The 26725-nt window shown below is 58.2% G+C and carries 40 protein-coding genes; all 40 read left to right on the forward strand.

Features of this window, described 5'->3' with window-relative positions; translation table 11 throughout:
* Window positions 1–694: EF-Tu C-terminal domain-related protein (locus E8K79_RS20725; protein WP_246043937.1), on the forward strand; the 694-nt coding region annotated here is incomplete at its 5' end.
* A 107-nt stretch (window positions 695–801) separates the two neighbouring features.
* Window positions 802–1110 (forward strand): 30S ribosomal protein S10, encoded by a 309-nt coding sequence (gene rpsJ, locus E8K79_RS20730; RefSeq protein WP_012529365.1) that lies wholly within the window; start codon window positions 802–804, stop codon window positions 1108–1110.
* 21 nt (window positions 1111–1131) lie between these two features.
* Window positions 1132–1767, forward strand: coding sequence for a 50S ribosomal protein L3 (gene rplC / locus E8K79_RS20735; protein WP_136516418.1), 636 nt, complete (start codon window positions 1132–1134; stop codon window positions 1765–1767).
* Between the two features lie 18 nt (window positions 1768–1785).
* Window positions 1786–2409 (forward strand): 50S ribosomal protein L4, encoded by a 624-nt coding sequence (rplD, locus tag E8K79_RS20740; RefSeq protein ID WP_136516419.1) that lies wholly within the window; start codon window positions 1786–1788, stop codon window positions 2407–2409.
* Window positions 2406–2690 carry a 50S ribosomal protein L23 gene (locus E8K79_RS20745; protein ID WP_136516420.1) on the forward strand — a complete coding sequence of 95 codons (285 nt, stop codon included), beginning with the start codon at window positions 2406–2408 and terminating at the stop codon, window positions 2688–2690. The genes rplD and E8K79_RS20745 overlap by 4 nt, the downstream gene beginning before the upstream one ends.
* 22 nt (window positions 2691–2712) lie before the next feature.
* Window positions 2713–3537, forward strand: coding sequence for a 50S ribosomal protein L2 (rplB, locus tag E8K79_RS20750; RefSeq protein WP_136516421.1), 825 nt, complete (start codon window positions 2713–2715; stop codon window positions 3535–3537).
* 26 nt (window positions 3538–3563) lie between these two features.
* Window positions 3564–3845: a 30S ribosomal protein S19 gene (rpsS, locus tag E8K79_RS20755; protein WP_129128539.1), complete on the forward strand. Its 282-nt coding sequence runs from the start codon at window positions 3564–3566 to the stop codon at window positions 3843–3845.
* A 20-nt stretch (window positions 3846–3865) separates the two neighbouring features.
* Entirely contained in the window at window positions 3866–4201 is a 336-nt protein-coding gene (gene rplV, locus E8K79_RS20760) for a 50S ribosomal protein L22 (RefSeq protein ID WP_012529371.1), read from the forward strand.
* Between the two features lie 21 nt (window positions 4202–4222).
* Window positions 4223–4858: a 30S ribosomal protein S3 gene (gene rpsC / locus E8K79_RS20765; RefSeq protein WP_012529372.1), complete on the forward strand. Its 636-nt coding sequence runs from the start codon at window positions 4223–4225 to the stop codon at window positions 4856–4858.
* An 18-nt stretch (window positions 4859–4876) separates the two neighbouring features.
* Window positions 4877–5299: a 50S ribosomal protein L16 gene (gene rplP, locus E8K79_RS20770; protein ID WP_129128538.1), complete on the forward strand. Its 423-nt coding sequence runs from the start codon at window positions 4877–4879 to the stop codon at window positions 5297–5299.
* Window positions 5289–5477, forward strand: coding sequence for a 50S ribosomal protein L29 (rpmC, locus tag E8K79_RS20775; protein WP_136516422.1), 189 nt, complete (start codon window positions 5289–5291; stop codon window positions 5475–5477). The genes rplP and rpmC overlap by 11 nt, the downstream gene beginning before the upstream one ends.
* 9 nt (window positions 5478–5486) lie before the next feature.
* Window positions 5487–5744, forward strand: coding sequence for a 30S ribosomal protein S17 (gene rpsQ / locus E8K79_RS20780; RefSeq protein ID WP_136516423.1), 258 nt, complete (start codon window positions 5487–5489; stop codon window positions 5742–5744).
* 21 nt (window positions 5745–5765) lie between these two features.
* The gene (rplN, locus tag E8K79_RS20785; RefSeq protein ID WP_129128535.1) at window positions 5766–6134 is read left to right on the forward strand and encodes a 50S ribosomal protein L14; all 369 of its coding nucleotides are present in this window, start codon (window positions 5766–5768) and stop codon (window positions 6132–6134) included.
* Between the two features lie 22 nt (window positions 6135–6156).
* Window positions 6157–6483, forward strand: coding sequence for a 50S ribosomal protein L24 (gene rplX / locus E8K79_RS20790; protein ID WP_136516424.1), 327 nt, complete (start codon window positions 6157–6159; stop codon window positions 6481–6483).
* A 14-nt stretch (window positions 6484–6497) separates the two neighbouring features.
* Window positions 6498–7037 carry a 50S ribosomal protein L5 gene (gene rplE / locus E8K79_RS20795; protein ID WP_136516425.1) on the forward strand — a complete coding sequence of 180 codons (540 nt, stop codon included), beginning with the start codon at window positions 6498–6500 and terminating at the stop codon, window positions 7035–7037.
* A gap of 21 nt (window positions 7038–7058) precedes the next feature.
* Entirely contained in the window at window positions 7059–7241 is a 183-nt protein-coding gene (locus E8K79_RS20800) for a type Z 30S ribosomal protein S14 (RefSeq protein WP_136516426.1), read from the forward strand.
* 35 nt (window positions 7242–7276) lie between these two features.
* Complete coding sequence (gene rpsH, locus E8K79_RS20805; RefSeq protein ID WP_136516427.1) at window positions 7277–7675, forward strand: 30S ribosomal protein S8; 399 nt, start codon at window positions 7277–7279, stop codon at window positions 7673–7675.
* A gap of 25 nt (window positions 7676–7700) precedes the next feature.
* Entirely contained in the window at window positions 7701–8240 is a 540-nt protein-coding gene (gene rplF / locus E8K79_RS20810; RefSeq protein WP_136516428.1) for a 50S ribosomal protein L6, read from the forward strand.
* Window positions 8241–8254: 14 nt separating this feature from the next.
* The gene (gene rplR / locus E8K79_RS20815) at window positions 8255–8623 is read left to right on the forward strand and encodes a 50S ribosomal protein L18 (protein WP_136516429.1); all 369 of its coding nucleotides are present in this window, start codon (window positions 8255–8257) and stop codon (window positions 8621–8623) included.
* Window positions 8624–8644: 21 nt separating this feature from the next.
* Window positions 8645–9133 carry a 30S ribosomal protein S5 gene (gene rpsE / locus E8K79_RS20820; RefSeq protein ID WP_015719191.1) on the forward strand — a complete coding sequence of 163 codons (489 nt, stop codon included), beginning with the start codon at window positions 8645–8647 and terminating at the stop codon, window positions 9131–9133.
* Window positions 9134–9149: 16 nt separating this feature from the next.
* A complete protein-coding gene (gene rpmD, locus E8K79_RS20825) occupies window positions 9150–9326 on the forward strand; it encodes a 50S ribosomal protein L30 (protein WP_136516430.1) in 177 nt (58 codons plus the stop codon).
* Window positions 9327–9347: 21 nt separating this feature from the next.
* The gene (gene rplO / locus E8K79_RS20830) at window positions 9348–9788 is read left to right on the forward strand and encodes a 50S ribosomal protein L15 (protein WP_136516431.1); all 441 of its coding nucleotides are present in this window, start codon (window positions 9348–9350) and stop codon (window positions 9786–9788) included.
* 2 nt (window positions 9789–9790) lie between these two features.
* Window positions 9791–11098 (forward strand): preprotein translocase subunit SecY, encoded by a 1308-nt coding sequence (gene secY / locus E8K79_RS20835; protein ID WP_136516432.1) that lies wholly within the window; start codon window positions 9791–9793, stop codon window positions 11096–11098.
* Window positions 11099–11107: 9 nt separating this feature from the next.
* Window positions 11108–11758 carry an adenylate kinase gene (locus E8K79_RS20840; protein WP_136516433.1) on the forward strand — a complete coding sequence of 217 codons (651 nt, stop codon included), beginning with the start codon at window positions 11108–11110 and terminating at the stop codon, window positions 11756–11758.
* On the forward strand, window positions 11755–12501 hold the full coding sequence (gene map, locus E8K79_RS20845; protein ID WP_136516434.1) for a type I methionyl aminopeptidase: 747 nt from the start codon (window positions 11755–11757) through the stop codon (window positions 12499–12501). The genes E8K79_RS20840 and map overlap by 4 nt, the downstream gene beginning before the upstream one ends.
* 38 nt (window positions 12502–12539) lie before the next feature.
* Window positions 12540–12653: a 50S ribosomal protein L36 gene (gene rpmJ, locus E8K79_RS20850; RefSeq protein ID WP_012529389.1), complete on the forward strand. Its 114-nt coding sequence runs from the start codon at window positions 12540–12542 to the stop codon at window positions 12651–12653.
* Window positions 12654–12668: 15 nt separating this feature from the next.
* Window positions 12669–13037, forward strand: coding sequence for a 30S ribosomal protein S13 (gene rpsM, locus E8K79_RS20855; protein ID WP_129128522.1), 369 nt, complete (start codon window positions 12669–12671; stop codon window positions 13035–13037).
* Window positions 13038–13052: 15 nt separating this feature from the next.
* Window positions 13053–13448, forward strand: coding sequence for a 30S ribosomal protein S11 (gene rpsK / locus E8K79_RS20860; protein ID WP_136516435.1), 396 nt, complete (start codon window positions 13053–13055; stop codon window positions 13446–13448).
* A gap of 58 nt (window positions 13449–13506) precedes the next feature.
* Entirely contained in the window at window positions 13507–14133 is a 627-nt protein-coding gene (gene rpsD, locus E8K79_RS20865) for a 30S ribosomal protein S4 (RefSeq protein ID WP_136516436.1), read from the forward strand.
* Between the two features lie 33 nt (window positions 14134–14166).
* Entirely contained in the window at window positions 14167–15186 is a 1020-nt protein-coding gene (locus E8K79_RS20870) for a DNA-directed RNA polymerase subunit alpha (protein ID WP_129128519.1), read from the forward strand.
* 42 nt (window positions 15187–15228) lie between these two features.
* Window positions 15229–15735 carry a 50S ribosomal protein L17 gene (gene rplQ, locus E8K79_RS20875; RefSeq protein WP_136516437.1) on the forward strand — a complete coding sequence of 169 codons (507 nt, stop codon included), beginning with the start codon at window positions 15229–15231 and terminating at the stop codon, window positions 15733–15735.
* A 127-nt stretch (window positions 15736–15862) separates the two neighbouring features.
* Window positions 15863–19396: a chromosome segregation protein SMC gene (smc, locus tag E8K79_RS20880; protein ID WP_136516438.1), complete on the forward strand. Its 3534-nt coding sequence runs from the start codon at window positions 15863–15865 to the stop codon at window positions 19394–19396.
* Between the two features lie 86 nt (window positions 19397–19482).
* Window positions 19483–19842, forward strand: coding sequence for a roadblock/LC7 domain-containing protein (locus tag E8K79_RS20885; RefSeq protein ID WP_136516439.1), 360 nt, complete (start codon window positions 19483–19485; stop codon window positions 19840–19842).
* Window positions 19842–21029: a signal recognition particle-docking protein FtsY gene (gene ftsY, locus E8K79_RS20890; protein WP_136516440.1), complete on the forward strand. Its 1188-nt coding sequence runs from the start codon at window positions 19842–19844 to the stop codon at window positions 21027–21029. Before E8K79_RS20885 ends, ftsY begins: the two co-directional genes overlap by 1 nt.
* Before the next feature lie 55 nt (window positions 21030–21084).
* The gene (locus tag E8K79_RS21410) at window positions 21085–21261 is read left to right on the forward strand and encodes a hypothetical protein (protein WP_198419860.1); all 177 of its coding nucleotides are present in this window, start codon (window positions 21085–21087) and stop codon (window positions 21259–21261) included.
* Between the two features lie 4 nt (window positions 21262–21265).
* Entirely contained in the window at window positions 21266–21541 is a 276-nt protein-coding gene (locus E8K79_RS20895) for a cell division protein ZapA (protein WP_136516441.1), read from the forward strand.
* A 324-nt stretch (window positions 21542–21865) separates the two neighbouring features.
* Window positions 21866–22447, forward strand: coding sequence for a 5-formyltetrahydrofolate cyclo-ligase (locus E8K79_RS20900; protein WP_136516442.1), 582 nt, complete (start codon window positions 21866–21868; stop codon window positions 22445–22447).
* A 2-nt stretch (window positions 22448–22449) separates the two neighbouring features.
* On the forward strand, window positions 22450–24045 hold the full coding sequence (gene rny / locus E8K79_RS20905; protein ID WP_136516445.1) for a ribonuclease Y: 1596 nt from the start codon (window positions 22450–22452) through the stop codon (window positions 24043–24045).
* A complete protein-coding gene (locus E8K79_RS20910; protein WP_136516443.1) occupies window positions 24035–24823 on the forward strand; it encodes a TIGR00282 family metallophosphoesterase in 789 nt (262 codons plus the stop codon). The genes rny and E8K79_RS20910 overlap by 11 nt, the downstream gene beginning before the upstream one ends.
* Window positions 24824–24956: 133 nt before the next feature.
* Window positions 24957–26168 (forward strand): tyrosine--tRNA ligase, encoded by a 1212-nt coding sequence (tyrS, locus tag E8K79_RS20915; RefSeq protein ID WP_136516444.1) that lies wholly within the window; start codon window positions 24957–24959, stop codon window positions 26166–26168.
* Window positions 26169–26725: the final 557 nt, after the last annotated feature.

Genomic DNA, 26725 nt, shown 5'->3' on the forward strand with positions numbered 1-26725 from the left:
CGATATCCCGATCATCAAGGGTTCCGCTCTTAAGGGCCTCGAGGGTGACCAGGGCGAACTCGGCGAGCAGGCCATCATGAAGCTGATGGACGCAGTCGACGCCTACATCCCGGAGCCGCAGCGCGCCATCGACAAGCCGTTCCTCATGCCGGTCGAGGACGTGTTCTCCATCTCCGGTCGTGGCACCGTCGCCACCGGTCGTGTCGAGCGCGGCATCGTGAAGGTCGGCGAGGAAGTCGAGGTCGTCGGCATCAAGGCAACCACCAAGACCACCGTCACCGGTGTTGAGATGTTCCGCAAACTGCTCGACGAAGGTCGCGCTGGCGACAACATCGGCGCACTGCTGCGCGGCGTGAAGCGTGAGGACATCGAGCGCGGCCAGGTTCTTGCCAAGCCGGGCTCCATCACCCCGCACACCAAGTTCAAGGCAGAGGCGTACATCCTCTCCAAGGAAGAGGGCGGCCGTCACACCCCGTTCTTCAACGGCTACCGTCCGCAGTTCTACTTCAGGACCACCGACGTTACCGGCGTGGTTGACCTCGAAGCCGGCGTTGAGATGGTTATGCCGGGCGACAACGTCTCGGTTACCGTCAACCTGATCACCCCGATCGCTATGGACGAAGGTCTGCGCTTCGCAATCCGCGAAGGCGGCCGTACCGTCGGCGCTGGCGTGGTTGCTTCCATCATCGAATAAGAACAGAAAAACCATACGGTTTTCATCCTGGTTTCCGGTCGGTGCCTGTGTGCGCCGGCCGGAAACTTCGGCTGTAAACTGAAAACTTGTTTCATCACGAGGAAGAGATGCCTAGTCAGAAAATTAGAATCCGCTTGAAAGCATACGACCACAAGCTCCTTGATACTTCCGTTGGCGAGATCGTCGACACCGCCAAGAGGACCGGCGCACGCGTTGCCGGCCCGATTCCGCTGCCGACCGTCATCAACAAGTACTGCGTGCTGCGTGGACCGCACGTCGACAAGAAGTCGCGCGAGCAGTTCGAAATCAGGACCCACAAGCGCCTGATCGACATTCTCGAGCCGACTCAGCAGACTGTCGACGCTCTGATGAAACTCGACCTCTCCGCCGGTGTGGACGTCGAGATCAAGCTTTAATACAAGGATAGGAAGTCGACCATGAATAAGGGATTGATTGGGAAAAAACTGGGCATGACCCAGATATTTGCCGAGGACGGCAGGCGCATCGCCGTTTCCGTCGTCGAGGCGGGGCCGTGCGTAGTCCTCCAGAAGAAGACCGTTGAGAAGGACGGCTACACCGCCATCCAGGTCGGTTACGGTGAGAAGGACGCCTCTAAGGCCAACGCGGCCCAGGTCGGGCACTGCAAGAGCGCCGGTGCCGGCGTGTTCACCCACTACCGCGAGCTGCGCATGGACGATACCAGCGCCTACAACGTGGGTGACGTGATCGAGGCAGCCGTGTTCGAGGAAGGCGACCTGGTCGATGTGACCGGCACCTCCATCGGTAAGGGCTTTGCCGGCGTCATCAAGCGCTGGGGTTTCAAAGGCGGACGGTCGAGCCACGGCTCCCGTTTCCACCGTGCCCCGGGTTCCATCGGCTGCTCCGCGACCCCCTCCAGGGTTTTCAAGAACAAGAAGATGCCGGGCCAGCTCGGTAACGAGAAGGTGACCGTGCAGCGCCTTAAAGTTGTACGCGTGGACGCTGCTGACAATCTGATTCTGCTCGGTGGAGCGATCCCCGGTTCCGCCAACGGCGTTGTCCTGATCAAGGACTCCGTCAAGGCGACGAGATAACGGGGGCTGGAGATAGACATGGCAAAGTTAGACGTATTTGACATCAAAAAAGCAAAGGTCGGTGAGATCGAAGTCTCCGACGCCGTCTTCAACGACGACGTCCGTGAGTACCTGATCCACGAGGCCGTCAAGATCCAGCTCGCTAACCGCAGGCAGGGCACCGTTGCCGTCAAGAACCGCGCCGCGGTTTCCGGCTCCGGTAAGAAGCCCTTCAAGCAGAAGGGTACCGGTCAGGCCCGCCAGGGTTGCAGCCGCGCTCCTCAGTACCCCGGCGGCGGTGTGGCATTCGGCCCGCAGCCGAAGACATACAGCCTCTCGATGAACAAGAAGGCGAGGAAGGCTGCTCTCAGAAGCGCACTTTCCATGCTCTTTAAGAAAGATGCGATCACTGTCGTGAACAACTTTGAGCTTCCTGAGATCAAGACAAAAGCATTTGTCGAGGTACTAAATGCTTTTAACCTTGACAAGACGCTCGTTATCACAGATACTGCGAATCTTACTTTGGAGCTGTCCGCTCGCAATGTGAAAAACGTCAAGGTGCTGGGCCCTGATGGGCTTAACATTTTCGACATCATGAAATACCAGAGCGTCGTCTTTACCGAGGCCGCCGTTCGTCGTGTTGAAGGAGCATTACAGTCATGAACATCTATGACGTCATAAAGAAACCGCTCATCACTGAGAAGACCACGGTAGAGAAGGACGACAAGAACGTCATCGCTTTCGTGGTAAACGGTGCCGCCAACAAGATCGAGATCAAGGCCGCCGTCGAGAAGCTCTTCAACGCGCAGGTTGCCGCCGTCAACACCGTCAACGTGGCCGGCAAAACCAAGCGCACCGCGAAGGGTATCGGCAAGCGTTCCAACTGGAAGAAGGCGTACGTGACCCTGAAAGAGGGCTCCAACGTCGATTTCTTTGAAGCATAAAATTTCTGTGGGGATTTAGATAATGGCTATCAAAACTTACAAACCTACTTCTCCGGGTAGAAGGGCGCAGACCTGCTCGACCTTCGAGGAGATCACTGCCTGCAAGCCTGAGAAGTCTCTTGTTGAGAACCTCAAAAAGAGCGGCGGCAGAAACTCGAACGGCCGCGTCACCTCCAGGAACGTCGGTGGTGGTCACAAGCAGAAGTACCGGATCATCGACTTCCGTCGTGACAAGACCGACATCCCGGCTAAGGTTGCCACCATCGAGTACGATCCGTGCCGCAGCGCGCGCATCGCGCTCCTAAACTACGCCGACGGCGAGAAGCGCTACATCCTGGCGCCGCTCTCCCTGAAAGTGGGTGACACCGTTATCGCCAGCGAGCAGGCTGACATCAAGCCGGGCAACACGCTCCCCATCAGGTGCATCCCGCTGGGTACCATCATCCACAACATCGAGCTGAAGATCGGCAAGGGCGCCCAGCTGGCCCGTTCCGCCGGCACCTTCGCCCAGCTCATGTCCAAGGAAGGTAAGTACGCCCAGGTTAAGCTTCCCTCCTCCGAAGTCCGCATGATCCTCATGGACTGCAAGGCGACCATCGGCCAGGTGGGCAACGTGGACCACGAGAACGTCTCCATCGGCAAGGCAGGTCGCTCCCGCTGGCTCGGCGTGCGTCCCCACGTAAGGGGCGTCGCGATGAACCCGGTCGACCACCCGCACGGCGGTGGCGAGGGCAGGACCTCCGGTGGTCGTCACCCGGTAACCCCGTGGGGTATCCCCACCAAGGGCTACAAGACGCGCACCAACAAGCGGTCCACGGCCTTCATCGTGAAGAAGCGCAGCAAATAACTCATCTGGATAGAGGATTTTAAAAGATGGCAAGATCTATAAAGAAGGGGCCTTTCGTTGACGCACATCTGGAAGCGAAAGCCCAGGCAGAACAGGCCGGCAGCAAGAAGGTGATTAAGACCTGGTCGCGTCGTTCGACCATCACCCCGGATTTCATCGGGCTCACCTTCGCGGTGCACAACGGCAAGAAGTTCATCCCTGTGTTCGTCACTGAGAACATGGTCGGCCACAAGATGGGCGAGTTCTCACCTACCAGAACCTTCTACGGCCACGCTGCTGACAAGAAGAGCAAGCTCAAGAAGAAGTAAGGTCCTAAAGGAGTTTTGTAATGGAATCATCCGCTAAATTATCCTCTGTCCGCCTCTCCCCGAGGAAAACACGCCTTGTCGTGGACCTCGTCAGGGGCAAGGGCATTCAGACTGCGCTGAACACCCTGCGCTTCTCGCCGCAACCGTCGGCGAAGCTCATCTCGAAGCTCCTCTCCTCGGCCGTTGCCAACGCCGAGCAGAAAGGTTGCTCCGATGTTGACAAGCTGTTCGTGAAGACCATCTTCGTTGACGGCGGCGCAGTACTTAAGCGCTTCACCCCCCGCGCCATGGGCCGGGCTAGCAAGATCAGAAAACCGACGAGCCACATTACCGTGGTCCTTGCGGAAAAGAAATAAGAACGGGTCGGAGGTGATGTTTTGGGTCAGAAAGTAAATCCTATCGGGTTCAGGCTCGGGGTTATTAAAACCTGGGATTCCAAATGGTACGCGGAAAAAGATTATGCGAAGCTTCTTCACGAAGATCTGAAGCTGCGCAATTTCCTCAAAAAAAGGCTGTATCATTCCGGCGTCTCCAAGATCGAGATAGAGCGCGCTGCAGGCAAGGCGAAGATCAACATCTTCACCGCTCGTCCGGGCCTCATCATCGGTAAGAAGGGCTCCGAGGTCGAGACCCTGAAGAAGGAGCTGGCCAAGCTCACCGACAAAGAGGTCTACCTTAACATACAGGAAGTCAGGAAGCCGGAACTGGACGCACAGCTCGTGGCTGAGAACGTCGCCATGCAGCTTGAGCGCCGCATCGCCTTCAGGCGCGCCATGAAAAAGAGCGTGACTTCCACGCTCAAGTTCGGCGCCAAGGGGATCAGGATCACCTGCTCCGGCCGCCTGGGTGGGGCAGAGATGTCGAGAACCGAATGGTACCGCGAGGGCCGGGTGCCGCTGCACACGCTGCGCGCGGACATCGACTACGGCTTTGCCGAGGCGAAGACCACCTACGGTATCATCGGCGTAAAAGTGCTCCTCTTCAAGGGTGAAGTGCTCTCCGCTAAAAAATAGGAACAGGAGTTTTTTGCGATGTTAATGCCCAAGAAAGTTAAGCATAGAAAACAGATGAAGGGGCGCATGACCGGGACCCCGCAGCGCGGCGTTGAGCTTGCGTTCGGCGAGTTCGGTCTGCAGGCTACCGAGTGCGGCTGGCTGGATTCCCGCCAGATCGAAGCTGCCCGTATCGCCATGACCCGCTACATCAAGAGGGGTGGCAAGATCTGGATCCGTATCTTCCCGGACAAGCCGCTCACCGCGAAACCCGCCGAAACCCGTATGGGTAAGGGGAAAGGCTCCCCGGACTCGTGGGTCTGCGTCATCAAGCCCGGCCGTGTCCTCTACGAGATGGAGGGGGTCAGCGAGGAAGTGGCGCGCGAGGCATTCAGGCTTGCGGCGCACAAGCTCCCCGTAGCCACCAAGTACATTACGAGGGCGGAAATCAATGAAGGCTAACGAACTGAAAAATGCGACGGCAGCAGAACTCGAGACCAAAAGCGCCGAGCTTACCAAAGAACTCTTCAACGTGAAGTTTCAGCTTCACACCGGGCGTCTGGAAAACACCGCCAAGCTGTCCAACGTAAGGAAGGACATCGCCCGCGTGAAGACCATACTCCGCGAAAAGAGAGGCTAAGAGATAGATATGAGCGAAAGAGGCAACAGGAAAACTCAGATCGGCGTGGTCGTCTCGGACAAGATGGACAAGACCGCAGTGGTAAAGGTCGACCGTCTGGTGAAGCACCCCGTCTACAACAAGTACATCAAGCGCTCCGCCAAGTACAAGGCGCACGATATCGACAACTCCGCCAAGATCGGCGACCGTGTCGTCATCGTGGAAACCCGTCCGCTTTCCAAGGACAAGCGCTGGAAGATCAGACAGATTATCGAGTCCAAGGCTTAAGGGCTCGCCGGGAGTTAAACAATGATTCAGATGCAGACAATATTGGACGTGGCGGACAACTCCGGCGCGAAGAAGCTCTTTTGCATTAAAGTGCTCGGCGGATCCAAGCGCCGTTACGCCGGGATTGGCGACATCATCGTCGCTTCCGTTAAGGAAGCTCTCCCCAATTCGAAGGTGAAAAAGGGTGACGTGGTGAAGGCTGTCGTGGTGCGTACCGCCAAGGCCGTTGGGCGCCCGGACGGCTCCTACATCCGTTTCGACACCAACTCCGGCGTGGTCATCAACAATGCCAAGGAGCCTGTCGGCACTCGTATCTTCGGGCCGGTCGCCAGGGAACTTCGCGCCAAGAAGTTCATGAAGATCATATCCCTCGCCCCCGAGGTACTTTAAGACTAGATCCTGGAGAATAGAGATGCTGGGCAAAAAATTACATGTAAAGAAAAACGATACCGTCGTGATCACCGCGGGCAAGGATCGTTCCAAGAGCGGCAAGGTGATCTCCATCGCGCCCAAGAAGGACGGCGTGATTGTCGAGGGGATCAACGTGGTGAAGCGCCACGTGAAGCCGCGCGGTTCCGAGCAGGGGGGGATCCTCGAAAAAGAGGCTCCGGTGCACATCTCTAACGTGATGCTGCTCTGCCCGAAGTGCAACAAGGCGGTAAGGACCAGGACCACCGTTCTGGAAGATGGTAAAAAGGCGCGCTGCTGTGTCAAATGCGGCGAGTCCTTTGATAAATAGTTTTGGAGGATTCAATGGCACGGCTGGCTGAGCTTTACAATAAAGAGATGGTCCCGCAAATGATGAAGGACCATAACTACAATAACATCATGGAAGTCCCCAAGCTCGTGAAGATCGTCCTGAACATGGGCCTCGGCGAGGCGATCCAGAACGTCAAGATTCTGGACTCCGCAGCCGACGAGCTGGCGGCCATCGCCGGCCAGAAACCCGTGATCACCAAGGCGAAGAAGTCCATCGCGGGCTTCAAGCTGCGTCAGGGTATGCCGATCGGCTGCGCCGTGACGCTGCGCCGCGAGAAGATGTACGAGTTCCTCGATCGCCTGGTAAGCGTCTCGCTGCCGCGCGTACGTGACTTCAAGGGGATCTCCGGCAAGGGCTTCGACGGCAAGGGTAACTACTCCCTTGGCATCAAGGAGCATTTGATCTTCCCCGAGATTGACTACGACAAGGTCGACAAGATCAAGGGTCTCAACATCACGATCGTGACCACGGCAAAGACCGACGCTGAGGGCAAGGCGCTTCTCAAGCTCATGGGCCTGCCGTTCAGGAACTAATACAGGTTTTGGAGGAATTCCGTGGCTAAGACATCAATGATCATAAAAGCTTCGAGGGCCAAGTACAAGGTGCGCGAGCGTAGCCGCTGCGCCGTTTGCGGCCGCCCGAGAGCTTACTACCGGAAATTTGACATGTGCAGGATCTGCTTGAGGAAGTTCGCGAACTCCGGCCAGATCCCCGGTGTTATCAAGTCCAGTTGGTAAAAAGATTCCGCTTTAGGAAAGAGGAGTAGTTTCATATGTGCATGACAGATCCAGTTGCCGACATGCTGACCAGAATCAGGAACGCTGGTATGGCAAAACACCAGAAAGTTGACATCCCTTCGTCGAACCTCAAGGTGAGCCTCGCCACGGTGCTTCGCGCCGAGGGCTTCATCAAGAATTTCAAGGTTATCGCCGACAGCAAGCAGGGGATTCTGCGTATATACCTCAAGTTCATTGATGAGAAGGACCCGGTCATCAACGAGATCAAGAGGATCAGCAAGCCCGGCGGCAGGGTCTATGTCCCCTCCGACAAGATCAAGCAGGTGAAAAACGGACTGGGCGTGGCCATCCTTTCGACTTCCAAAGGGCTGGTAACCGACAAGACCGCTCGCGAGCTGAACATCGGCGGCGAGATCCTTTGCACGGTCTGGTAGTCATTTTCGCTTTAAGGAGCTTTGCATGTCTAGAATAGGAAAACTTCCCATCGCGATCCCTGCGGGGGTGAAAGTCATATACAACGCGCCGGAGATCAAGGTCGAGGGCCCGAAAGGGAAACTCGCCCGCGTTATCGGCGACGGTGTCACCATCGACGTGACCGGTGAGGCCGTCACGGTGACACGCAAGGACGACACCATCAAGTCCCGTTCGGCTCACGGTCTGACCAGGACCCTGATCAACAACATGGTGCTTGGTGTCTCCAAGGGATTCGAGACCCTCCTCGAGATCAACGGCGTCGGTTACCGCGCCGAGGTGAAGGGGAACGTCCTGAACCTGGCTCTCGGCTACTCGCATCCGATCAACTTCGAACTCCCGGCCGGGATCAGCGTCGAAGTAGAGAAGATGACCAAGGTCAAGGTGATGGGGATCGACAAGGAACTCGTCGGTCAGACCGCCGCCAAGATCCGCGACTTCCGCGGTCCCGAGCCCTACAAGGGCAAGGGCATCAAGTACGCTGACGAAACCATTCTCAGAAAAGCCGGCAAAACCGGTAAAAAATAGCAAGGAGAAGTGCCTTGAGTTCTTTAGCCCAAAAACAGGTAGCTCGCCTGAAAAGACAGACCAGGGTCAGGAAGAAAATCACCGGTTCGCCGGAGCGTCCGAGACTGAACGTCTTCAAGAGTGCACGTCACATATACGCCCAGCTGATCGACGACACCACCGGCGCGACGCTCGCCTCCGCCTCCACCCTGGTGGGCGAGGTAGCCGAAGGGCTTTCGTACACCGGCAACATCGAGGCCGCCAGCAAGGTTGGCGCCGCAATCGCCAAGAAGGCTCTTGAGAAGGACATCAAAGCGGTCGTCTTCGACCGTAACGGTTTCCTTTACCATGGTAGGATCAAAGCTCTGGCTGAGGCCGCACGCGAAAACGGTCTGTCCTTCTAGGGCAGGTAAGGAGGAATGAGTTTGCTTAAGATCAATGCCAGTGAAATGAATCTTACCGATAGGGTTGTCCATATCAGCCGTGTAGCCAAGGTCGTCAAGGGTGGCCGCAGGTTCAGCTTCTCCGCCCTCGTGGTGGTAGGCGACGGCAACGGCGTGGTAGGCTACGGCCTGGGCAAGGCCAACGAGGTTCCCGAAGCGATCCGCAAGGGCGTCGAGCAGGCCAAGAAGAACCTGATCAAGGTCCCCATCGTGGCCGGCCAGACCATCCCGTTCGAGGTGCTCGGTCACTTCGGCGCCGGGAAGGTGCTCATGATGCCCGCATCCCCGGGTACCGGCGTCATCGCCGGTGGTGCTGCCCGCGCGGTCTTCGAGTCCGCAGGCCTGCACAACATCCTCGCCAAGTGCCTGGGCTCCAACAACCCGCACAACGTGGTCAAGGCGGCTTTTGCCGGCTTGGGCATGCTGAAGACTGCGGAAGAGCTGATGGCGCGCCGCGGCATCACCGAATAGTACTAAGGAGCTGAACATGTCTGAACTGAAGGTTACGCTCGTAAAGAGCGGCATCGGTCAAACCGAGAAAATGAAGGGCCGCCTGCTCGGCATGGGGCTCACCAAGCGTGAGAAGACCGTGGTCCTGAAGGATACCCCGGAGATTCGTGGGATGATCGCAAAGGTCGCCCACCTGGTACGCGTCGAAGAGTAATTCCCCCTAAAGGTGACAATCATGCAATTGAATACCATCAAACCGGCCATCGGGTCGACCAAGAATAGAAAGCGCATCGGTAGGGGCATCGGCTCCGGCCACGGCAAGACCGCGACCAAGGGCCACAAGGGCCAGAAGGCGCGCTCCGGCGGCTCCGTGAAGCCCGGCTTCGAGGGTGGCCAGATGCCGATGCACAGAAGGCTCCCCAAGCGCGGTTTCACTCCGCTCACCAAGAAGGTCTACGCACTGGTCAATCTCTGCCAGCTCGAGATTTTCGAGGCTGGAAGCGTGGTGGACGCCGAGGCGCTTCAGAAGAGCGGCCTCATCAACGAGATCTGCGACGGCATCAAGGTGCTCGCAACCGGTGACCTGACCCGCGCTCTGACCATCAAGGCTCACAAATTCAGCGCATCTGCACGCGAAAAAATCACTGCGGCAGGCGGTACCGTCGAGGAGATCTAGTCTTGATAGAAGCCTTCCAGAACATTTTCAAGATCCCCGAGCTTAAGAAGAAGGTTTTGTTTTCCCTGATGATGCTGGCTGTCTACCGGGTAGGGTGTCACATCCCTACTCCGGGCATTGACGCCATGGCGCTCGCGCAGTTCTTCAAGGCTGCGCAGGGCACGTTGCTCGGTATGTTCGACATGTTTTCTGGCGGGGCTCTCGAGAAGCTGACCGTCTTTGCCCTCGGCATCATGCCGTACATCTCCTCCTCCATCATCTTCCAGCTTCTCACCGTCGTCGTTCCGGCCATCGAGAAGCTCTCGAAGGAAGGGGACGCCGGCAGGAAGAAGATCATCCAGTACACCCGTTACGGCACCGTGGTGCTGTCGGTCGTGCAGTCCTTCGGTATCTCCATTGGCCTTGAGGCGATGCGCGGTCCGGCGGGCGAACTGGTCGTCCCCAACCCGGGGTGGTCCTTCCGTCTGATGACCGTCATCACGCTGACTGCGGGCACCGCCTTCATCATGTGGATGGGCGAGCAGATGTCCGAGAAGGGGATCGGTAACGGTATCTCCCTGATCATCTTCGCCGGCATCGTGGCGCGCATCCCGAACGCCATCGGCAATAGCTTCCGCCTGATCAAGACCGGCGAGCTTTCCCTGTTCGTGCTGATCCTCGTGATCGCCGTGATGTTCCTGGTAATCGCAGCCGTCGTCTTCATGGAGCGCGGCCAGCGCAGGATTCCGATTCACTACGCGAAGCGCGTGGTCGGATTGAAGACGGTCGGCGCCCAGAGCTCGCATCTGCCGCTCAAGGTGAACATGGCAGGCGTGATTCCGCCGATCTTCGCGTCGTCGATCATCATGTTCCCGGCAACGGTGGGTAACTTCATCGACGTCCCCTGGGTGCAGGCTGCTTCCAAGCAACTGGCCCCCGGAAAGTTGCTCTACGAGATTTTATTTGTTGCCTTTATCGTCTTTTTTTGCTATTTCTACACGGCTGTGACTTTCAACCCGGTTGATGTCGCCGACAACGTCAAGAAACAGGGTGGTTATGTGCCTGGGATCCGTCCCGGCAAAGAGACCTCTGACTTCCTCGACGCGGTGCTCACCAAGCTGACTTTTGCGGGTGCGATATACATCTCCGCAGTCTGTGTGCTCCCTTCGATCCTGATCGGGAAATTCAACCTTCCCTTCTATTTCGGCGGCACCTCGCTGCTGATCGCGGTCGGTGTCGGTATGGACACCTTGGCCCAGATCGAGGCGCACCTCATCACGCGCAGCTACGAAGGGTTTATGAAAGGCGTTCGCATTCAGGGTAGAAAATAGGAGGCCCCGATGAACCTCATCCTCCTTGGACCCCCGGGCGTAGGCAAGGGGACCCAGGCGAAACTCCTCATAGACAGGTTCGGCATCCCGCAGATATCCACCGGCGATATACTGCGGGCTGCCGTTAAGGACCTCACCCCGATGGGTGTGAAGGCCAAGGGATTCATGGACGCGGGTGCCTTGGTTCCCGACGAGGTCGTGATCGGCATCGTCGAGGAGCGTCTCGCGCAGCCGGACTGCCAGAAAGGTTTCATCCTCGACGGCTTTCCGCGCACCGTGCCCCAGGCCGACGCTCTCGGCAAGGTTCTCTCCGGCATGGGCAAGCAGATCGACCACGTCGTGTCGCTTTCCGTGGACAAGGATGAGCTCCTGAAGCGTCTCACCGGTAGGCGCGCCTGCTCCAAGTGCGGCGCCGGCTACCACGTCGACTTCGCTCCTTCCAAGGTTGCCGGGGTCTGCGACGCATGCGGTGGAGATCTCTTCCAGCGTGAGGACGACAAAGAGGCGACCATTCTGAACCGTCTCGCCGTTTACGAGGCGCAGACTGCTCCGCTCATCTCTTACTACGGTGCAGCCGGGGTACTTCGCTCGGTTGACGGTCTCGGGACCGTCGATGGTGTTCAGGCGGAGATCCTCGCGGTACTGCAGGGCGCACGGTGATAGTACTCAAATCCAGGGCCGAAATCGAGAAGATGGCCGCCGCAGGCAAGATGGTGGCGGAGATTCTGGTCGGCCTTAAGGAAATGGTGGCACCGGGCGTCACCCTGGCCCAACTTGACGCTTACGCGGAGAGGGAAACGCTGAAGAGGAAGGCGAAGCCAGCCTTCAAGGGTTACAGCGGTTTCCCCTTTTCGCTTTGTTGCTCCGTGAATGAGCAGGTGGTACACGGCTTTGCCACGCAGCGCACCCTGGTCTCCGGGGATATCGTAAGCCTCGACTTCGGCGTGCTTTACAACGGCTTCTACGGTGACTCGGCCATCACGGTTCCCGTGGGCGAAATCTCCGAGGCAGCCGCAAGGTTGATTAAGGCCACCGAAGAGTCGCTCTACCGCGGCATCGACATGGCTGATACGGCGCACCGGCTCTCAGACATCGCCCACGCGGTGCAGTCCTGGGTCGAGCCGCGGGGCTTCTCGGTCGTTCGGGACTTCGTTGGGCACGGTATCGGGAAGGAACTGCACGAGGGACCTCAGATACCCAACTTCGGTCAGCCGGGGAAGGGACCCAAGCTGAAAAGCGGCATGGTCCTCGCGATCGAGCCGATGATCAACGAGAAGGGTTATGAGGTGAGGGTGCTGGAGGATGGCTGGACCGCGGTGACCGCCGACGGAGGCCTCTCGGCTCACTTCGAGCATACGGTGGCAATTACGGACAACGGTCCGCAGATACTTACGAAAATCTAGACATAGATTGGGAAAACGTCTTCAAAAGGAAGTGAACTATGAAGGTTCGGGCATCGGTCAAGAAGATCTGTGTAAAGTGCAAGATTGTCAAGCGCAAGGGCATAGTCCGCGTTATCTGCGAGACCCCCAAGCATTCACAGAGACAGGGTTAATAGGAGGAGCGGGCATTGGCACGTATCGCAGGGGTAGATTTACCCAGAAATAAGAGAATAGAGATCGCACTCACCTACATCTACGGCATCGGTAGATCTCTTTCCCAGGAAATTCTCACCGCAACCGGTATCGACATGAATACCCGTTGTGACAACCTGACCGAGGCGGAAGTCTCCAAGATCAGGGATTACATCGACAAGAACGTGAAAGTCGAGGGCGACCTGCGCCGCGACATTTCCATGAGCATAAAACGTCTGATGGATCTCGGCTGCTACCGCGGCCTCCGTCACAGGAAAGGTCTTCCCTGCCGCGGGCAGCGTACCAAGACCAATGCACGCACCAGGAAAGGGCCGGCTCGTACGGTCGCTGGCAAGAAGAAATAAGATTCTGGAGGGATAATGGCGAGCCCGGCGAAAAAGGTTGTTAAGAAGAAGAAAGAGAAAAAGAATATACCCACTGGCGTGGCCCACATTCAGGCTACGTTCAACAATACCATGATCACCATCACCGACCCGGTCGGTAACGTGGTGGCCTGGTGCACCTCCGGCGCCAAAGGTTTCAAGGGCTCCAGGAAGAGCACCCCGTTCGCAGCCCAGATGGCGGCTGAGGACGCTGCTAAGAAGGCCATGGAGCACGGCATGCGCTCCATCGAGGTGTACGTGAAGGGTCCCGGCTCCGGCCGCGAGTCCGCGCTGCGCGCGCTGCAGGCTGCCGGTTTCGCCGTCAGCTTCATCCGCGACGTAACGCCGATTCCGCACAACGGCTGCCGTCCCCCGAAGAGAAGAAGGGTCTAGGACCGTTTCACGGACCTGGAGTCACAGAACTATCAGTTAGGATCATAGGAGGTCTTCATTGGCTAGGTATACAGGGCCCTCATGCAGGTTGTGCAGGCGCGAAGGATCGGAACTTTTTCTGAAGGGTGAGCGTTGCTACACCGACAAGTGCGCCATCAAGAGAAGGAGCTATCCCCCGGGGCAGCACGGTCAGGGTCGCATCAAAGTTTCCGATTACGGTGTTCAGCTGCGCGAAAAACAGAAGGTGCGTCGTATCTACGGGATCCTCGAGAACCAGTTCCGCGGGTACTTCGAGACCGCAGACCGGATGAAGGGCGTGACCGGCGAAAACCTCCTCTTCCTTCTGGAGAGAAGGCTCGACAACGTCGTCTACCGTCTCGGCTTCGCCACCTCCCGTGACGAGGCGCGCCAGCTGGTGCGTCACAGCCACTTCACCCTGAACGGGCGCAAAGCGAACATCCCGTCCATCCAGGTGAAGGCCGGCGACGTGATTCAGCTCCGCGAGAAGAGCCGCAAGATCACGGTGATCAACGAGTCCCTCGAAGGCGTAGTGCGCAGGGGCATCCCGCAGTGGCTCGAGCTTGACAAGGATGCCTTCAAAGGCACCATCAAGGCTATGCCGGTCCGCGAGGACATCACCATGCCGATTCAGGAGCAGTTGATCGTCGAACTCTACTCCAAGTAAAGGCTGACCAACAACCGATACAGGGGGATCTAAATGTATAGAAATTGGCGCGATCTGATCAGGCCGAAGAAGCTTCAGGTTGAGACAGAATCGCTGACTAATACATACGGCAAGTTCTACGCCGAGCCTTTCGAAAGGGGGTTCGGTACCACCCTCGGAACGGGGCTGCGTAGGGTCCTCATCTCCAGCCTGCAGGGGGCGGCAATCGTCTCCGTAAAGGCAAAGGGCGTGCTGCACGAATTCTCCGCTGTCCCGGGTGTTACCGAGGACATGACGGACATCATCCTCAACCTGAAAGGGGTGCGCCTCAAGGTGCACGGCAACGAGTCCCGGATGATCCGGATCGTGCAGAAGGGTGAAGGGGTGGTCAAGGCGAAGGATATCATCACCGACAACAACGTCGAGATCCTGAACCCGGAACATCACATCGCAACCTGCTCCAAGGACGCCAACCTGGAGATGGACCTCATGGTGAAAGTCGGCAAGGGTTATGTCCCGGCTGACCGCAACCGTGACGAGAAGGCACCGGTCGGCACCATTCCGATCGATGCGATCTTCTCCCCGATTCACAAGGTGAACTTCACCGTCACCAACGCTCGCGTGGGTCAGATCACCGACTACGACAAGCTTACTATCGAAGTCTGGACCGACGGCAGCGTGAAACCGCAGGACGCGGTGGCCTACGCTTCCAAGATCCTCAAGGATCAGCTCTCCATCTTCATCAACTTTGATGAGGACGTGGAGCCCCAGGAGGAGGCGGAGCCGGAAGAGGAGCGCGAGCGCTTCAACGAGAACCTCTATCGCTCGGTTGACGAGCTTGAGCTCTCGGTTCGCTCCGCGAACTGCCTGAAGAACGCTGGCATCAAGCTGATCGGCGAACTGGTCTCAAGGACCGAGGCCGAGATGCTGAAGACCCAGAACTTCGGCAGGAAATCGCTGAACGAAATCAAGGACATCCTCGTAGACATGGGTCTCACCCTCGGCATGAAACTGGAAAACTTCCCGGATCCCGAGATCATGAGGCGCCTGCGCGGGGAACAGAAAGAAGAATAGTCCGTACGACTTCATTTATAGATCGAAAGGAAGTGAAAAGATATGCGTCACAACAGCGCGGGTAGAAGATTAGGTAGGACCACAAGCCACAGGATCGCTATGTTCAGGAACATGGTGACATCCTTTCTCCAGCATGAAAAGATCACCACGACCGATGCCAAGGCGAAAGAGCTCCGCTCCATCGCCGAGAAGATGATCACCCTGGGCAAGAAGGGCGACCTTCACGCCACCAGGCAGGCAGCGGCCTACATCCGCGACAAGAAAGTCGTGACCAAGCTTTTCACCGAGATCGCACCGCGGTACTCCGAGCGTCCCGGTGGCTACACCAGGATCATCAAGCTTGGCATCCGCCCCGGCGATACCGCTCCGGTGTCCATTATCGAGCTCGTTGAAGCCGAGATGACCCCGAAGAAGGCTGCCAAGCCGGCTCCGGCCGCCAAGGCTCCGAAGGCTGCCAAGGCCGCCAAGGCTGCTCCGGTTGCCGAAGAGGCTCCCGCAGCAGAAGAAGCTCCGGTGGCAGAGGCTGCTGAAGAGAAGACCGAAGCCTAGGTCTGCTACGAACGAACCAAAAAAGGGACATGGGGAACCATGTCCCTTTTTGCATTTCCCCTAAGCCGCACACCCCTCCATCTTCCCCTTTACATTAAAACCCCCTCTCTGATAAGATGCGCAGCTCATGAAGATCAAAAGACTCGAAATCCACGGATTCAAATCCTTTCAAGATAAGGTCGTTCTGGACTTCAACCAGCCCATCACCGGCGTGGTAGGTCCCAACGGCTGCGGCAAGTCCAACGTCGTCGATGCAATTCGCTGGGTCATGGGGGAGCAGTCCGCCAAGAACCTGCGCGGCAAGTCGATGGAGGACATCATCTTCAACGGCACCGAGTTCAGGAAGCCGCTCGGGATGGCCGAAGTCTCGCTTTTCTTCTCCACCGAGGACGGTCGCGTCCCGGCGAAATACCTCAATTTCTCCGAGATACAGGTCACCCGCCGGCTCTACCGCGACGGCGAGAGTGACTACCTGCTGAACAAGACCCCCTGCAGGCTGCTCGACATCGCCGAACTGTTCATGGACACCGGCATCGGCGCCAAGGCGTACTCGATCATCGAGCAGGGGAAGATCGGTATGATCCTCCACGCGAAACCTGAGGAACGCCGCTTCCTGATTGAGGAGGCCGCCGGCGTCACCAAGTTCAAGGCGCGCAAGGTCGTTGCCATGAAGAAGATGGAGGCCACGCGCCAGAACCTTCTGCGCATCGGCGACATCATCTCCGAAATCAAGCGCCAGATGAACGGCCTGCAGCGCCAGGCCAAGAAGGCGGAGCGGTTCCGCGAGGTGCGGCAGGAGCTGAAGGAAATCGAGCTTCTCTTCGCAGCCAAGGGGTACGCGACGGTCGAGAGAGATAAGAGCACGCTTGAGCGCGAGATCGCCGAGCTCGAATCGAAGCTCGTCGACGTCACGGCCAAACTAAACGATGCGGAGCTCTCCGTGGAGCAAAAGCGCCTCGCCCTTTTGGAGACGGAACGAGAGCTGACCGCTGCCCAGGAAGAGATCTTCCGCTGGAAGAGCGAACTGCAGGGGGGCGAAAACCGTCTGGAGTTCCAGCGCAAGGAACTGGTGAACCTCGAGCGCCATGGCGCGCGTTTCGAGGAAGAGCTGCAGGGACTGCGTGATCAGTTGGCAGGCTCCGAGCGCGAGATCGGCACACTGCAGGCCCAGCGCATCTCGCTGCAGGAAGAGTTGACCAGGGATAGCGAGGCGCTTGAATACCGCGAATCGCTCCTCGAGGAAATGGCCGCGGGGGAGGCGGGGGTGACCCGCGAACTGGACGAGGCGCGGCGCGCCATGTTTGCCGCTCTCTCCGAAGGCGCCCAGGCTACAAACCAGCACAGTGCCGCACAAAAACGCCTCGCCGCACTGGCCGAGCGCCTGCAGGCGAGCCAGCGGGAGCGTATCCTGCTCGGGGAACGCCTGGCCGAAGCGAGCGGCAAGGTCGATGCGCTGAAGCAGGAACGCGAGCAGCTCGCGCGCGAGAAGGCGCTCACCGACGAAGAGCTCACCATGGCGGGGAGCCGCGAGGCCGAGCTGAAGCAGGCCCAGGAGTCCGGTGACAAACTCCTCCAGCAGCGCCGGGATGAATTCTCCAGCGCAGCTTCGCGCCTTAAGTCGTTGCAGGAACTGGAGGCACAGTTCGCCGGTTACGGACAGGGGGTGCGCAACCTCCTTCTTGCCGAACCTTTCAAGAACGCCCCTCTCACCATGATCGCGGACGCTCTCGAAGTGGAGGAGGAATTCGAGGTGGCCCTCGAGGCGGTTCTAGGTGAGCGCCTGCAGTATCTGCTGTGCGACTCGCCCGCCACCGCTTTGGACGCCGTCGCGCACCTGAAGGGAAGCTCGGGCGGCCGTTGCAGCTTCGTGACGGCACCGCCTTGGCGTCATCAGGTAAAAGACCTCCCGGCGGGGGCGGCACCGCTTTGGGAGCGGGTAACCGTCCCGAGTCAGTACGCACACCTGTTAGAGCCGCTTCTCGCCGGCGCCTATCTGGCCGGGGACCTGGCGCACGCCCTGGAACTCGCTGCCTCTTACCCGACCTCCACCTTCGTGACCCTGGACGGCGATCTGGCCCACGGCGGAGGTATCGTCAACGGCGGCTCGGCCGAGCCGGCCCAGCAGGGAATCATCCACAAGAAAAGGGAAATCAAAGCGTTGGGAGCCGAGGTGGAGCGTCTCGAGGCCGATGTCCGTGATCTCTCCGCGGCACGCGATAAAAGAAAAGGCGAAATAGCCGACGCTGAGGCGCACCGCGTCGAGCTGCGCCAGACCTTGCACCGCCTGGATATCAGGATCATCAACACCGACAAGGATCTGCAGACGGTGCTCGCCGAATGCCGCAGGATCGAAGAGAACGGTGCGGTACGCGAGGCTGAGGAGGATCAGCTCGCAGAGGAGAAGGATCTCGTTGCTGCGGAGATGGCCCAGGCTGACGCGAAGCGGGCCCAAGCCGATGAGCGCAAGGGTGCGCTTGAGAGTACGGTGGCCGCGCTGCAGGCCCGGCTCGAGGGTTCCCGGTTCGAGATGGAGGAAGCGCGTGAGATGGTCACCTCGATGAAGGTGCGCGTGGCCGCTCTCAGGGAGAAAGGGGAGTCGACCGAGCGTGCCTTGCGGCGCGTGGAAGGTCTCTGCGCCGATCTCGCCAACCGCATCGCATCCCGCACCCGTGAGCTGGAAGGTTCCGGCGACGAGCGCACCCGGCTTCTTTCCGCGATAGCCGAAGGGGAAGAGGCGCTGCGTGCGGTGGTAAAGCAGCAGCTTGCCAGCGAGCAGGCACTGCTCCAGGTGAAGGATCGTTACGAGGCAGAGGCGGCAAAAGTTCAGGAGGAGGAAACGCTCCTGAAAGGGGTGCGCGCCGACAGCGTCGCAGTGCGGGAGCAACTGAACGCGAGGAGCCTGCGCCTGACCGAGGTCAGCATGAGGCTTGCCCATCTTGAGGAGACCCTCAAGGAAAAGCATCGCATGGAGATCGCCGATGCGCTCCTGAGCTACGCGAAGGTCGAGTGGGACGAGACGGAGAGCGGAAACCGGCAGGCTGAACTGCAAAAAAACATCAACGACATGGGCGAGGTCAACCTCATGGCGATCGAGGAGTTCAAGGAGATGGAGGAGCGTTTCTCCTTCCTCTCCACACAGAAGGAAGACCTCGAGGAGTCGATGAACGCGCTGCAGAAGGCGATCCAGCGGATCAACCGCACCACGAGGAAACGTTTCCTGGAGACGTTCCAGTTGGTGAACGAGAAGTTCCAGCAGATCTTCCCGAGGCTTTTCTGCGGCGGGCACGCCGAGTTGCGTCTTACTGACGAAGAGGATCTGCTGAACACCGGCCTGGAGATCGTCGTGCAGCCGCCGGGTAAAAAACTGCAGAACGTGTCCCTTCTTTCCGGCGGAGAGAAGGCGCTTACCGCGGTTGCCCTCATCTTCTCGATCTTCTTGATCAAGCCCTCGCCGTTCTGCCTGCTGGACGAAGTCGACGCACCGCTAGACGACGCCAACATCGGCAGGTTCAACGACATGGTGCGTGAGATGAGCGCCAACTCCCAGTTCATCATTATTACCCACAATCGAGCTACCATGGCCGTTGCCGATACGCTATACGGCGTCACCATGGAAGAGCCCGGCGTCTCCAAGCTGGTTTCCGTGCGCCTGAACCGCTAGGTGGCGTCCGTAGCTGGTTCGGCTGGTCCGACTGGTCCGACTTTGCGCAGCCGGGGAACACATTTTGTTTGCAGTAGGAGCTTGACGTGCCCTTCAAGAGACTGTTGACTACACTGGTTGAAGCCGTGCCGGGGGCGAGTGGCGCCATCCTGGCCGACTGGGAGGGGGAAGCCGTTGAGCAGTTCACCCACGGCGACCCGTTCGAGATCAAGGTTACCGCCGCCCACTGGGGAATCATGCTCGCCCAGTTGAAGGATGTGCACCAAAAGCACGATGCCGGGGCAATAAGAGAGAGCTTGATCAGCACGGACGTACAGCACGTCATCGTGGGGAGCATCGGCGACGATTATGCCCTTGTGATGACCCTGGCACGCACCGCGCTGCCGCTCCTAGCTCTGAGGAAGTTCCGGGAGACCGCGCAGCTTTTGCACAAGGAGATTTATTAATGGCCGAAGAAAACAAAGGCTTTTTCAAAGGTCTTTTCAAAAAACTGGGGATGGGTGGCGCCGAGGAGGCTCCTCCGACCGTTGAGGAAAAACAGGCCGAGGAGCTTGATCAAACGGAAGCGGCTCCACAAGAGCCTGTTTCCGCCCCTGGACCTGCGGCGGAACCGGCTCGCGTCGATGCCGTGGCGCCTGCTCCTCCCGCGCCCCGGCAGGTCTGGACCGAGCCAGTGGCTCCGGCTCCCGCCCCGGAACCCGAGCCGACGGAGCAGGCCAAGCCAAGCTTCTTCGATCGCCTAAAGCGCAGCCTCAGCAAGACCCACGAAAGCATCATCGGTCGCGTCGACACCCTTTTGATGGGCCGTAAAGAGATCGACACCGATACCCTGGAGGAACTCGAGGAGATCCTGATTACCGCCGATCTCGGGGTGAAGACCACCGTCGACCTCATCCGCACCCTCGAACAACGCCTTAAGCGCGCCGAACTCCAAGATGGTGCCGCTCTGAAACGGGCGCTCAAGGACGAGATCCAGCTCAGGCTCATGGAACACCACGCCCCCCTGGTTGTCACCGACAAGAAGCCGTTCGTTATTATGGTCATCGGCGTGAACGGCGTAGGCAAAACCACCACCATCGGAAAGCTTGCCGCGCGTTACGCAGGTGAAGGAAAGAAAGTCCTCCTCGCCGCGGCCGACACCTTCCGCGCCGCCGCCGCCGAACAGCTCGAGACATGGGCGAAGCGGGTCGGGGCAGATATCGTGCGCCACAAGGAAGGAGCCGATCCTTCCGCAGTGGTGTTCGACGCCTGCAAGGCTGCCATAGCCCGTGGCACCGACGTCCTCATCATCGACACCGCCGGCCGTATGCACACAAAGGTCAACCTGATGGAGGAGATGAAGAAGATCCGCAGGGTGCTTACCAGGGAGATTCCCGACGGTCCGCATGAAACGCTGCTCGTTCTGGACGCCGCTACCGGGCAAAACGCGCTCTCACAGGCGAAGCTTTTCAAGGAGGCCGCGGACGTCACGGGTGTGGTCCTTACCAAGCTGGACGGCAGCGCCAAGGGTGGCATTGTGGTGGCGGTAAGTAATGAATACGCCCTTCCCATCAGATTCATTGGCGTTGGCGAGTCGGTGGAAGACCTCCGTGCCTTTGATCCGGTCCAGTTTGTGGAGGCTCTTTTCCAATAATTGCCTTGACTTTTGAATACTTGTCGCCTAAGATTTCCCCGCAAAAGGTGGAATAATGAGTGATGACTTGTTTAACGAGCTTGAGAAACGCGTGGTTTCTCTAATTAACGTCACCGAGGAGTTGAAGCTCGAGAACGTGAGGCTCAAAAGCGAGAACGACCGGCTCGCGGCAGAGAAGGTCGGACTCAAATCGCGGATTGACGCGATACTCAAGAAGTTGGAAGGGGTCTGACGGCTTGGTCGCCACACACAGCATCAGGGTTCTGGGGAGAGATCTCCAGGTAAAGAGCGTCGCGACACCCGAGCATGTGGCGCAGGTTGAGACTCTGGTCAACCAGAAGCTGGCGGAGGCCGAAGGTGCCGTCCCCGGCGGCGATACCCAAATGGTGGTGATCCTGGCCTTGATGAATTTGGCCGAATCCTGCCTTAGCGCACAGAAAGAGTTGGCAGAAGAGCGGCGTATCTGCGGTGAGCGGATCGGCGGGCTCATTGAACGGCTGGACCGGCAATAGTTTTAGAGTTTCAGGTCTCTTGCGGGAGATTCAACATATAGCTGATTGGTTGTACGGTTGCAAAGCTTTGCCAGAACCTGCGTGGAGAAGACGGTCTCCTTCACGTTTGCTGATAGTAGCCTGAAGACGTTAAGCAGCATGTCCTGGGGTTAATGGCTGCATTTACATAAAGTTCAAATTTGGCGCTTCATTTGAACGCGGCCCAGTCTATCAAACCTGTCAACGCAGCACTGCTACACCCAACCACAATCTCCCTTCCAGAGCATCTGTCTACACGGACGTCCACCGTCCACCCGTCTGTCTCGTTATAACATTTGGAACCTTATGCCTAAACGCGCCCACAGATCGACGGCGCTCGCTCGGCGCCGGGAATTGACTCCGTCGCAGGTTGCCTCCCTCAGTCAGGCACTGCAGCGGCGCTTTCTCGAACTTCCCGAGTACCAGGCTGCCCGGGAGGTGGCGCTTTATGCGCCGATCCGAGGTGAAGTCGATACTGCCGTGGTAGCCGCGGCCGCTCTTGCCGCTGGAAAGAGGCTGCTGTACCCGGCGGTCGTCGGCGATGACCTCAAGTTTTGCCGCGTAGGGGCTCTTGGTGAACTCACGCAGGGGAGCTTCGGCATCCTCGAGCCGAGTGGTCCGGGGTGTGATCCGGCCGCGGCCGATCTTGTGGTGGTACCGGGAGTCGCCTTCGATTTGGAAGGGCGTCGCATCGGTTACGGCAAGGGGTATTACGATAGAGCGCTGCACCGTCTGGAGGGTAGCGGGAAGCTAGTAGCGTTTTGCTACGACTTCCAATTGCTTCAGGAGATAGTCGGCGAACCGCACGATGTGACGATGGATTTGATCGTCACGGAAAGCCGCGTGGTTCGCGTTAATAAACATATATGTGAGGGGGAGCAACAGTGAAAATCGACATAACTATTGCCATATTGCTGGTGCTTGTCGCGGCCGCCATCGGCTACGTGATAGGCAACGTCCTGCGCAAGCGGCTTTCGGATTCCCTGGTTTCCGACGCGGAGACTTTGGCCGCCAAGATGATCGAGGACGCCAAGCGACAGGCCGACGTCGTGGCCATGGAAGCCGCGGTCCAGGCGAAGGATGTGGTTTACCAGGCGAAGGAAGAGCTTGAGAAGCAGTTCGAGCAGGAGAGCCGCGAGAAGCGCAAGGATCTTCAGGCTCTGGAAAAGAGGCTGCAGCAAAAAGAAGAGAACCTCGATAAAAAGACCAACCTGTTCGATCAGCGCGACGCCGACTTCCTGAAGAGGGAGCAGGGGCTTGCGCAGCGCGAGCAGTCCCTGTCGAACAAGGAGCAGGGACTTACCCAGAAGGAAGAGAAGCTTGACGCCCTCGTCGGCGAGCAGAAGGCTAAGCTGGAGCAGATCGCCGGCATGACTGCCGCGGAAGCCAAGAAGTACCTGATGGATTCCATGGAAGATGAGGCGAAGCTCGACGTTGCCAAACTGATCAAGGCGATGGAGGAGGAGGCCCGCGAGACTGCGGACAAGAAGGCAAAGGAAGTGCTTGCCCTTGCCATGCAGCGTTACGCCGGCGAATACGTTGCCGAGCGCAGCGTTTCCGTTGTGACCCTCCCTTCCGACGAAATGAAGGGGCGCATCATCGGCCGCGAAGGGCGCAACATCAGGGCCCTCGAAGCCGCGACCGGCATTGACCTCATCATCGACGACACCCCCGAGGCGGTCATCCTCTCCGGCTTCAACCCGGTGAGGAGGGAAGTCGCCAAGCTCTCCCTGCAGAAGCTGATCGCGGACGGCCGCATCCATCCGGGCCGTATCGAAGAGGTTGTCGCCAAGTCGCAGGAAGAGATCGAGCAGGCTATGAAGGAAGCTGGCGAGCAGGCGGCGTTCGACCTTGGCGTGCACGGTATCCACCCCGAGATCCTGAAGCTGATCGGTCGTCTGAAGTACCGCACCTCCTACAGCCAGAACGTGTACCAGCACTCGCTGGAAGTGGCGTTCCTCTGTGGCATCATGGCCGCCGAACTCGGCATCAACGTTAAACAGGCGAAAAGGGCCGGTCTTCTGCACGACCTCGGCAAGGCGGTCGACCACGAGATTGAAGGTTCCCACGCGGTCATCGGCGCCGACATCGCCAAGAAGTACGGCGAGTCGCCGAAGATCGTTCACGCCATCATGGCGCACCACGAAGACGAGAAGCCGTCCACGGTCCTGGCGATCCTGGTCCAGGCGGCCGACGCCCTCTCCGGTGCGCGCCCCGGTGCGCGTCGCGAAATGATGGAGACCTACGTGAAGCGTCTCGACGATCTCGAAAGGATCGCTACCTCCTTCGACGGCGTCGTGACCTCCTTCGCCATCCAGGCTGGTCGCGAGATCCGCGTCATGGTTTCCAGCGACCAGGTAACCGATGACCGCGCACTCGTGCTTGCCAAGGACATCGCCAAGAAGATCGAGACCGAGATGACCTACCCGGGCCAGATCAAGGTCAACGTGATCAGGGAAACCAGGGCGACCGAATATGCCCGTTAAGCTGCTGTTCATAGGTGACGTGATCGGGAAACCTGGGCGCGAGGCGCTCTCCCGCGAGCTGCACCGCATCGTAGATCGGCACATGGTTGACCTCGTGATAGCCAACGGGGAGAACGCCGCAGGCGGTTTTGGTCTTACCGAGGAAACCGCCCAGGATCTGTTCAAGTGCGGCGTCCAGATGATCACCTCCGGTAATCACATCTGGGACAAGAAGGACGCGCTGGAGTACATCAAGCGCGAGGACCGCATAGTGCGTCCTGCCAATTATCCTGAAGGGACGCCGGGTAAGGGGACGACCATCGTCAAGACCCCGGGTGGGGTGAAAGTCGGCATTCTTAATCTCGAGGGGCGAGTCTTTATGAACAATCTCGACTGCCCGTTTCGTTGTGCCGACAAGGAGATCGCCAAGCTGAAGGAAGAGACGCCGATAGTTTTTGTCGACTTCCACGCCGAGGCGACCAGTGAGAAAGTGTCGCTTGGCTGGTATCTGGACGGGCGCGTTGCCGCAGTCATCGGCACCCACACACACGTGCAGACCGCCGACGAGCGCATTCTCACCGCCGGGACCGCCTACATGACAGATGCCGGGATGACTGGATCCTTTGATTCCGTCATAGGGGTGAAGAAGGAAGAAGCGATCCAGAAGTTCGTCACCCAGCGCCCCTCGAAATTCGAGGTCGCCAAGAAGGACATCAGGATCAACGCGGTCGTCATCGAGGTTGATGAGAAGACGGGCCTTGCGCGCAACATCGAAAGACTGAACATAGCCTGCGGTTAGGTTGAAGTATTGGAGTGACAGCCCGCTGCAGACTTTTTCTGCGGATGGGGCTGCTCACTGGAGCCTTGTGCCGCTGTGGTGCTTGCCCACCGTAGCCTTGGCGAAGGTGGGGAATAATATTGGAGGGAAAGTGATGACCGTTGCAGAGCAAATGGAAGTTATCAAGAGGGGCGCTGTAGAGATTCTGGTGGAGAAAGAGCTCGTTGAGAAGCTCGAGAAATCCGCCAAGACCGGCGTGCCTCTCAAGATCAAGGCCGGTTTTGATCCGACCGCGCCGGACCTGCATCTGGGGCACACCGTGCTCTTGCACAAGATGCGTCAATTCCAGAAGCTCGGCCACGAAGTTTATTTTCTGATCGGCGACTTCACCGGCATGATCGGCGACCCTACCGGAAAGTCCGAGACTCGTAAGGTGCTCACCCGTGAGGACGTCTTGAAAAACGCTGAGACGTACAAGGAGCAGGTCTTCAAGATTCTGGATCCGAAGCTCACTAAAGTCGTGTTCAACTCTGAGTGGCTCGGCAAGCTGAACGCTTCCGACATGATCGGCCTCGCTTCCAAGTACACCGTGGCGAGGATGCTCGAGCGCGAGGACTTCAGCAATCGTTTTTCCAATCAGCTCCCGATCAGCATTCACGAATTCATGTATCCGCTGGTACAGGGGTACGACTCCGTGGCGCTGAAGGCAGACGTCGAGCTTGGCGGCACCGATCAGAAGTTCAATCTTCTTGTGGGACGTGAACTGCAGAGGGAGTGGGGACAGGCTCCGCAGTGTGTCATCACCATGCCGCTTCTTGAAGGGCTCGATGGCGTCAACAAGATGAGCAAGTCGCTTGGCAACTACATCGGTATCAATGAGCCGGCCGACGAGATCTATGGCAAGGTGATGTCGATATCAGACGAGCTGATGGTTCGTTACTACGAGTTGCTGAGCGATCTCACCATAGTTGAGTTCGAGCAGCTGAAAGCGGATTTGAAGAGCGGTGTGAAGCATCCGATGGAGGCCAAGAAGCAACTGGCCCGAGAGATGGTTGCCCGTTATCACGGCTCCGATGCGGCACAGGTCGCAGACGAGAACTTCGTCAAACGCTTCAAGAACAACGAGACCCCTGATGAGATGCCGGAATTCACTTTTAAGCCGGAAGGTGAGAAGGTGCTGCTGTGCAAGGTTCTGGCAGAAGCCCAGTTGGTGAAGTCCAACAGCGAAGGGCGTCGTTCAATCCAGGGTGGCGGTGTGAAAATCAACGGAGATAAGGTTTCCGATGAGAATCTGGAGATAGCCTGTGCTGGTGAGTATGTCATTCAAGTAGGCAAGCGTCGCTTTGCCAAAGTACGTTTCGCTTAAGTTTTAAAAGATAGAGCCGATACAAAGGGGGCGTGCTGAAGCATGGCCCCCTTTGTTTTTGGTGACAGCCGCCGGACTCAATGTTCCAGCTGACCCGCTAGGTCCATTAGGCCCACCAGGCTGAGTGGTGCCGTTTGCCAAATATTGCGTGAGCTTGTATGAGCTGAGAAAAAACTAACAACAAACCCGTTGACGGGGAGGGGGGCATTTGTTATAACCACCCTCCGCTGACGCACGAGACACTTTCGAGTCAGCGGCCAACAAAAAAAGCATTGACAGCCGAAACGGCCTTTGCTATAAAGTTGGACTTCGCAGCAACGACGTTCTTTGCAACCGAATATTTGAGCCAGCAGTCACCGCAGGAAAGTTGCGGCGGCGGCAAATCTGAGAAAGATTTAAGAAAAGAAAATCTTGACAGGTTGGAACGGTTCAGGTAGGGTGCTGAGTCTGTCGCAAACAGCGGCTTGGTCTTTGAAAACTAAATAGTAGACGAAACAGTAATGTAGGTTTTTAAGTAAGTCAGTTGTTTCAAACTAGAATCGGATTTTCCGGTTTCA

Source organism: Geomonas edaphica (assembly GCF_004917075.1).
In the GTDB taxonomy this organism is placed as follows: Bacteria; Desulfobacterota; Desulfuromonadia; order Geobacterales; family Geobacteraceae; genus Geomonas; species Geomonas edaphica.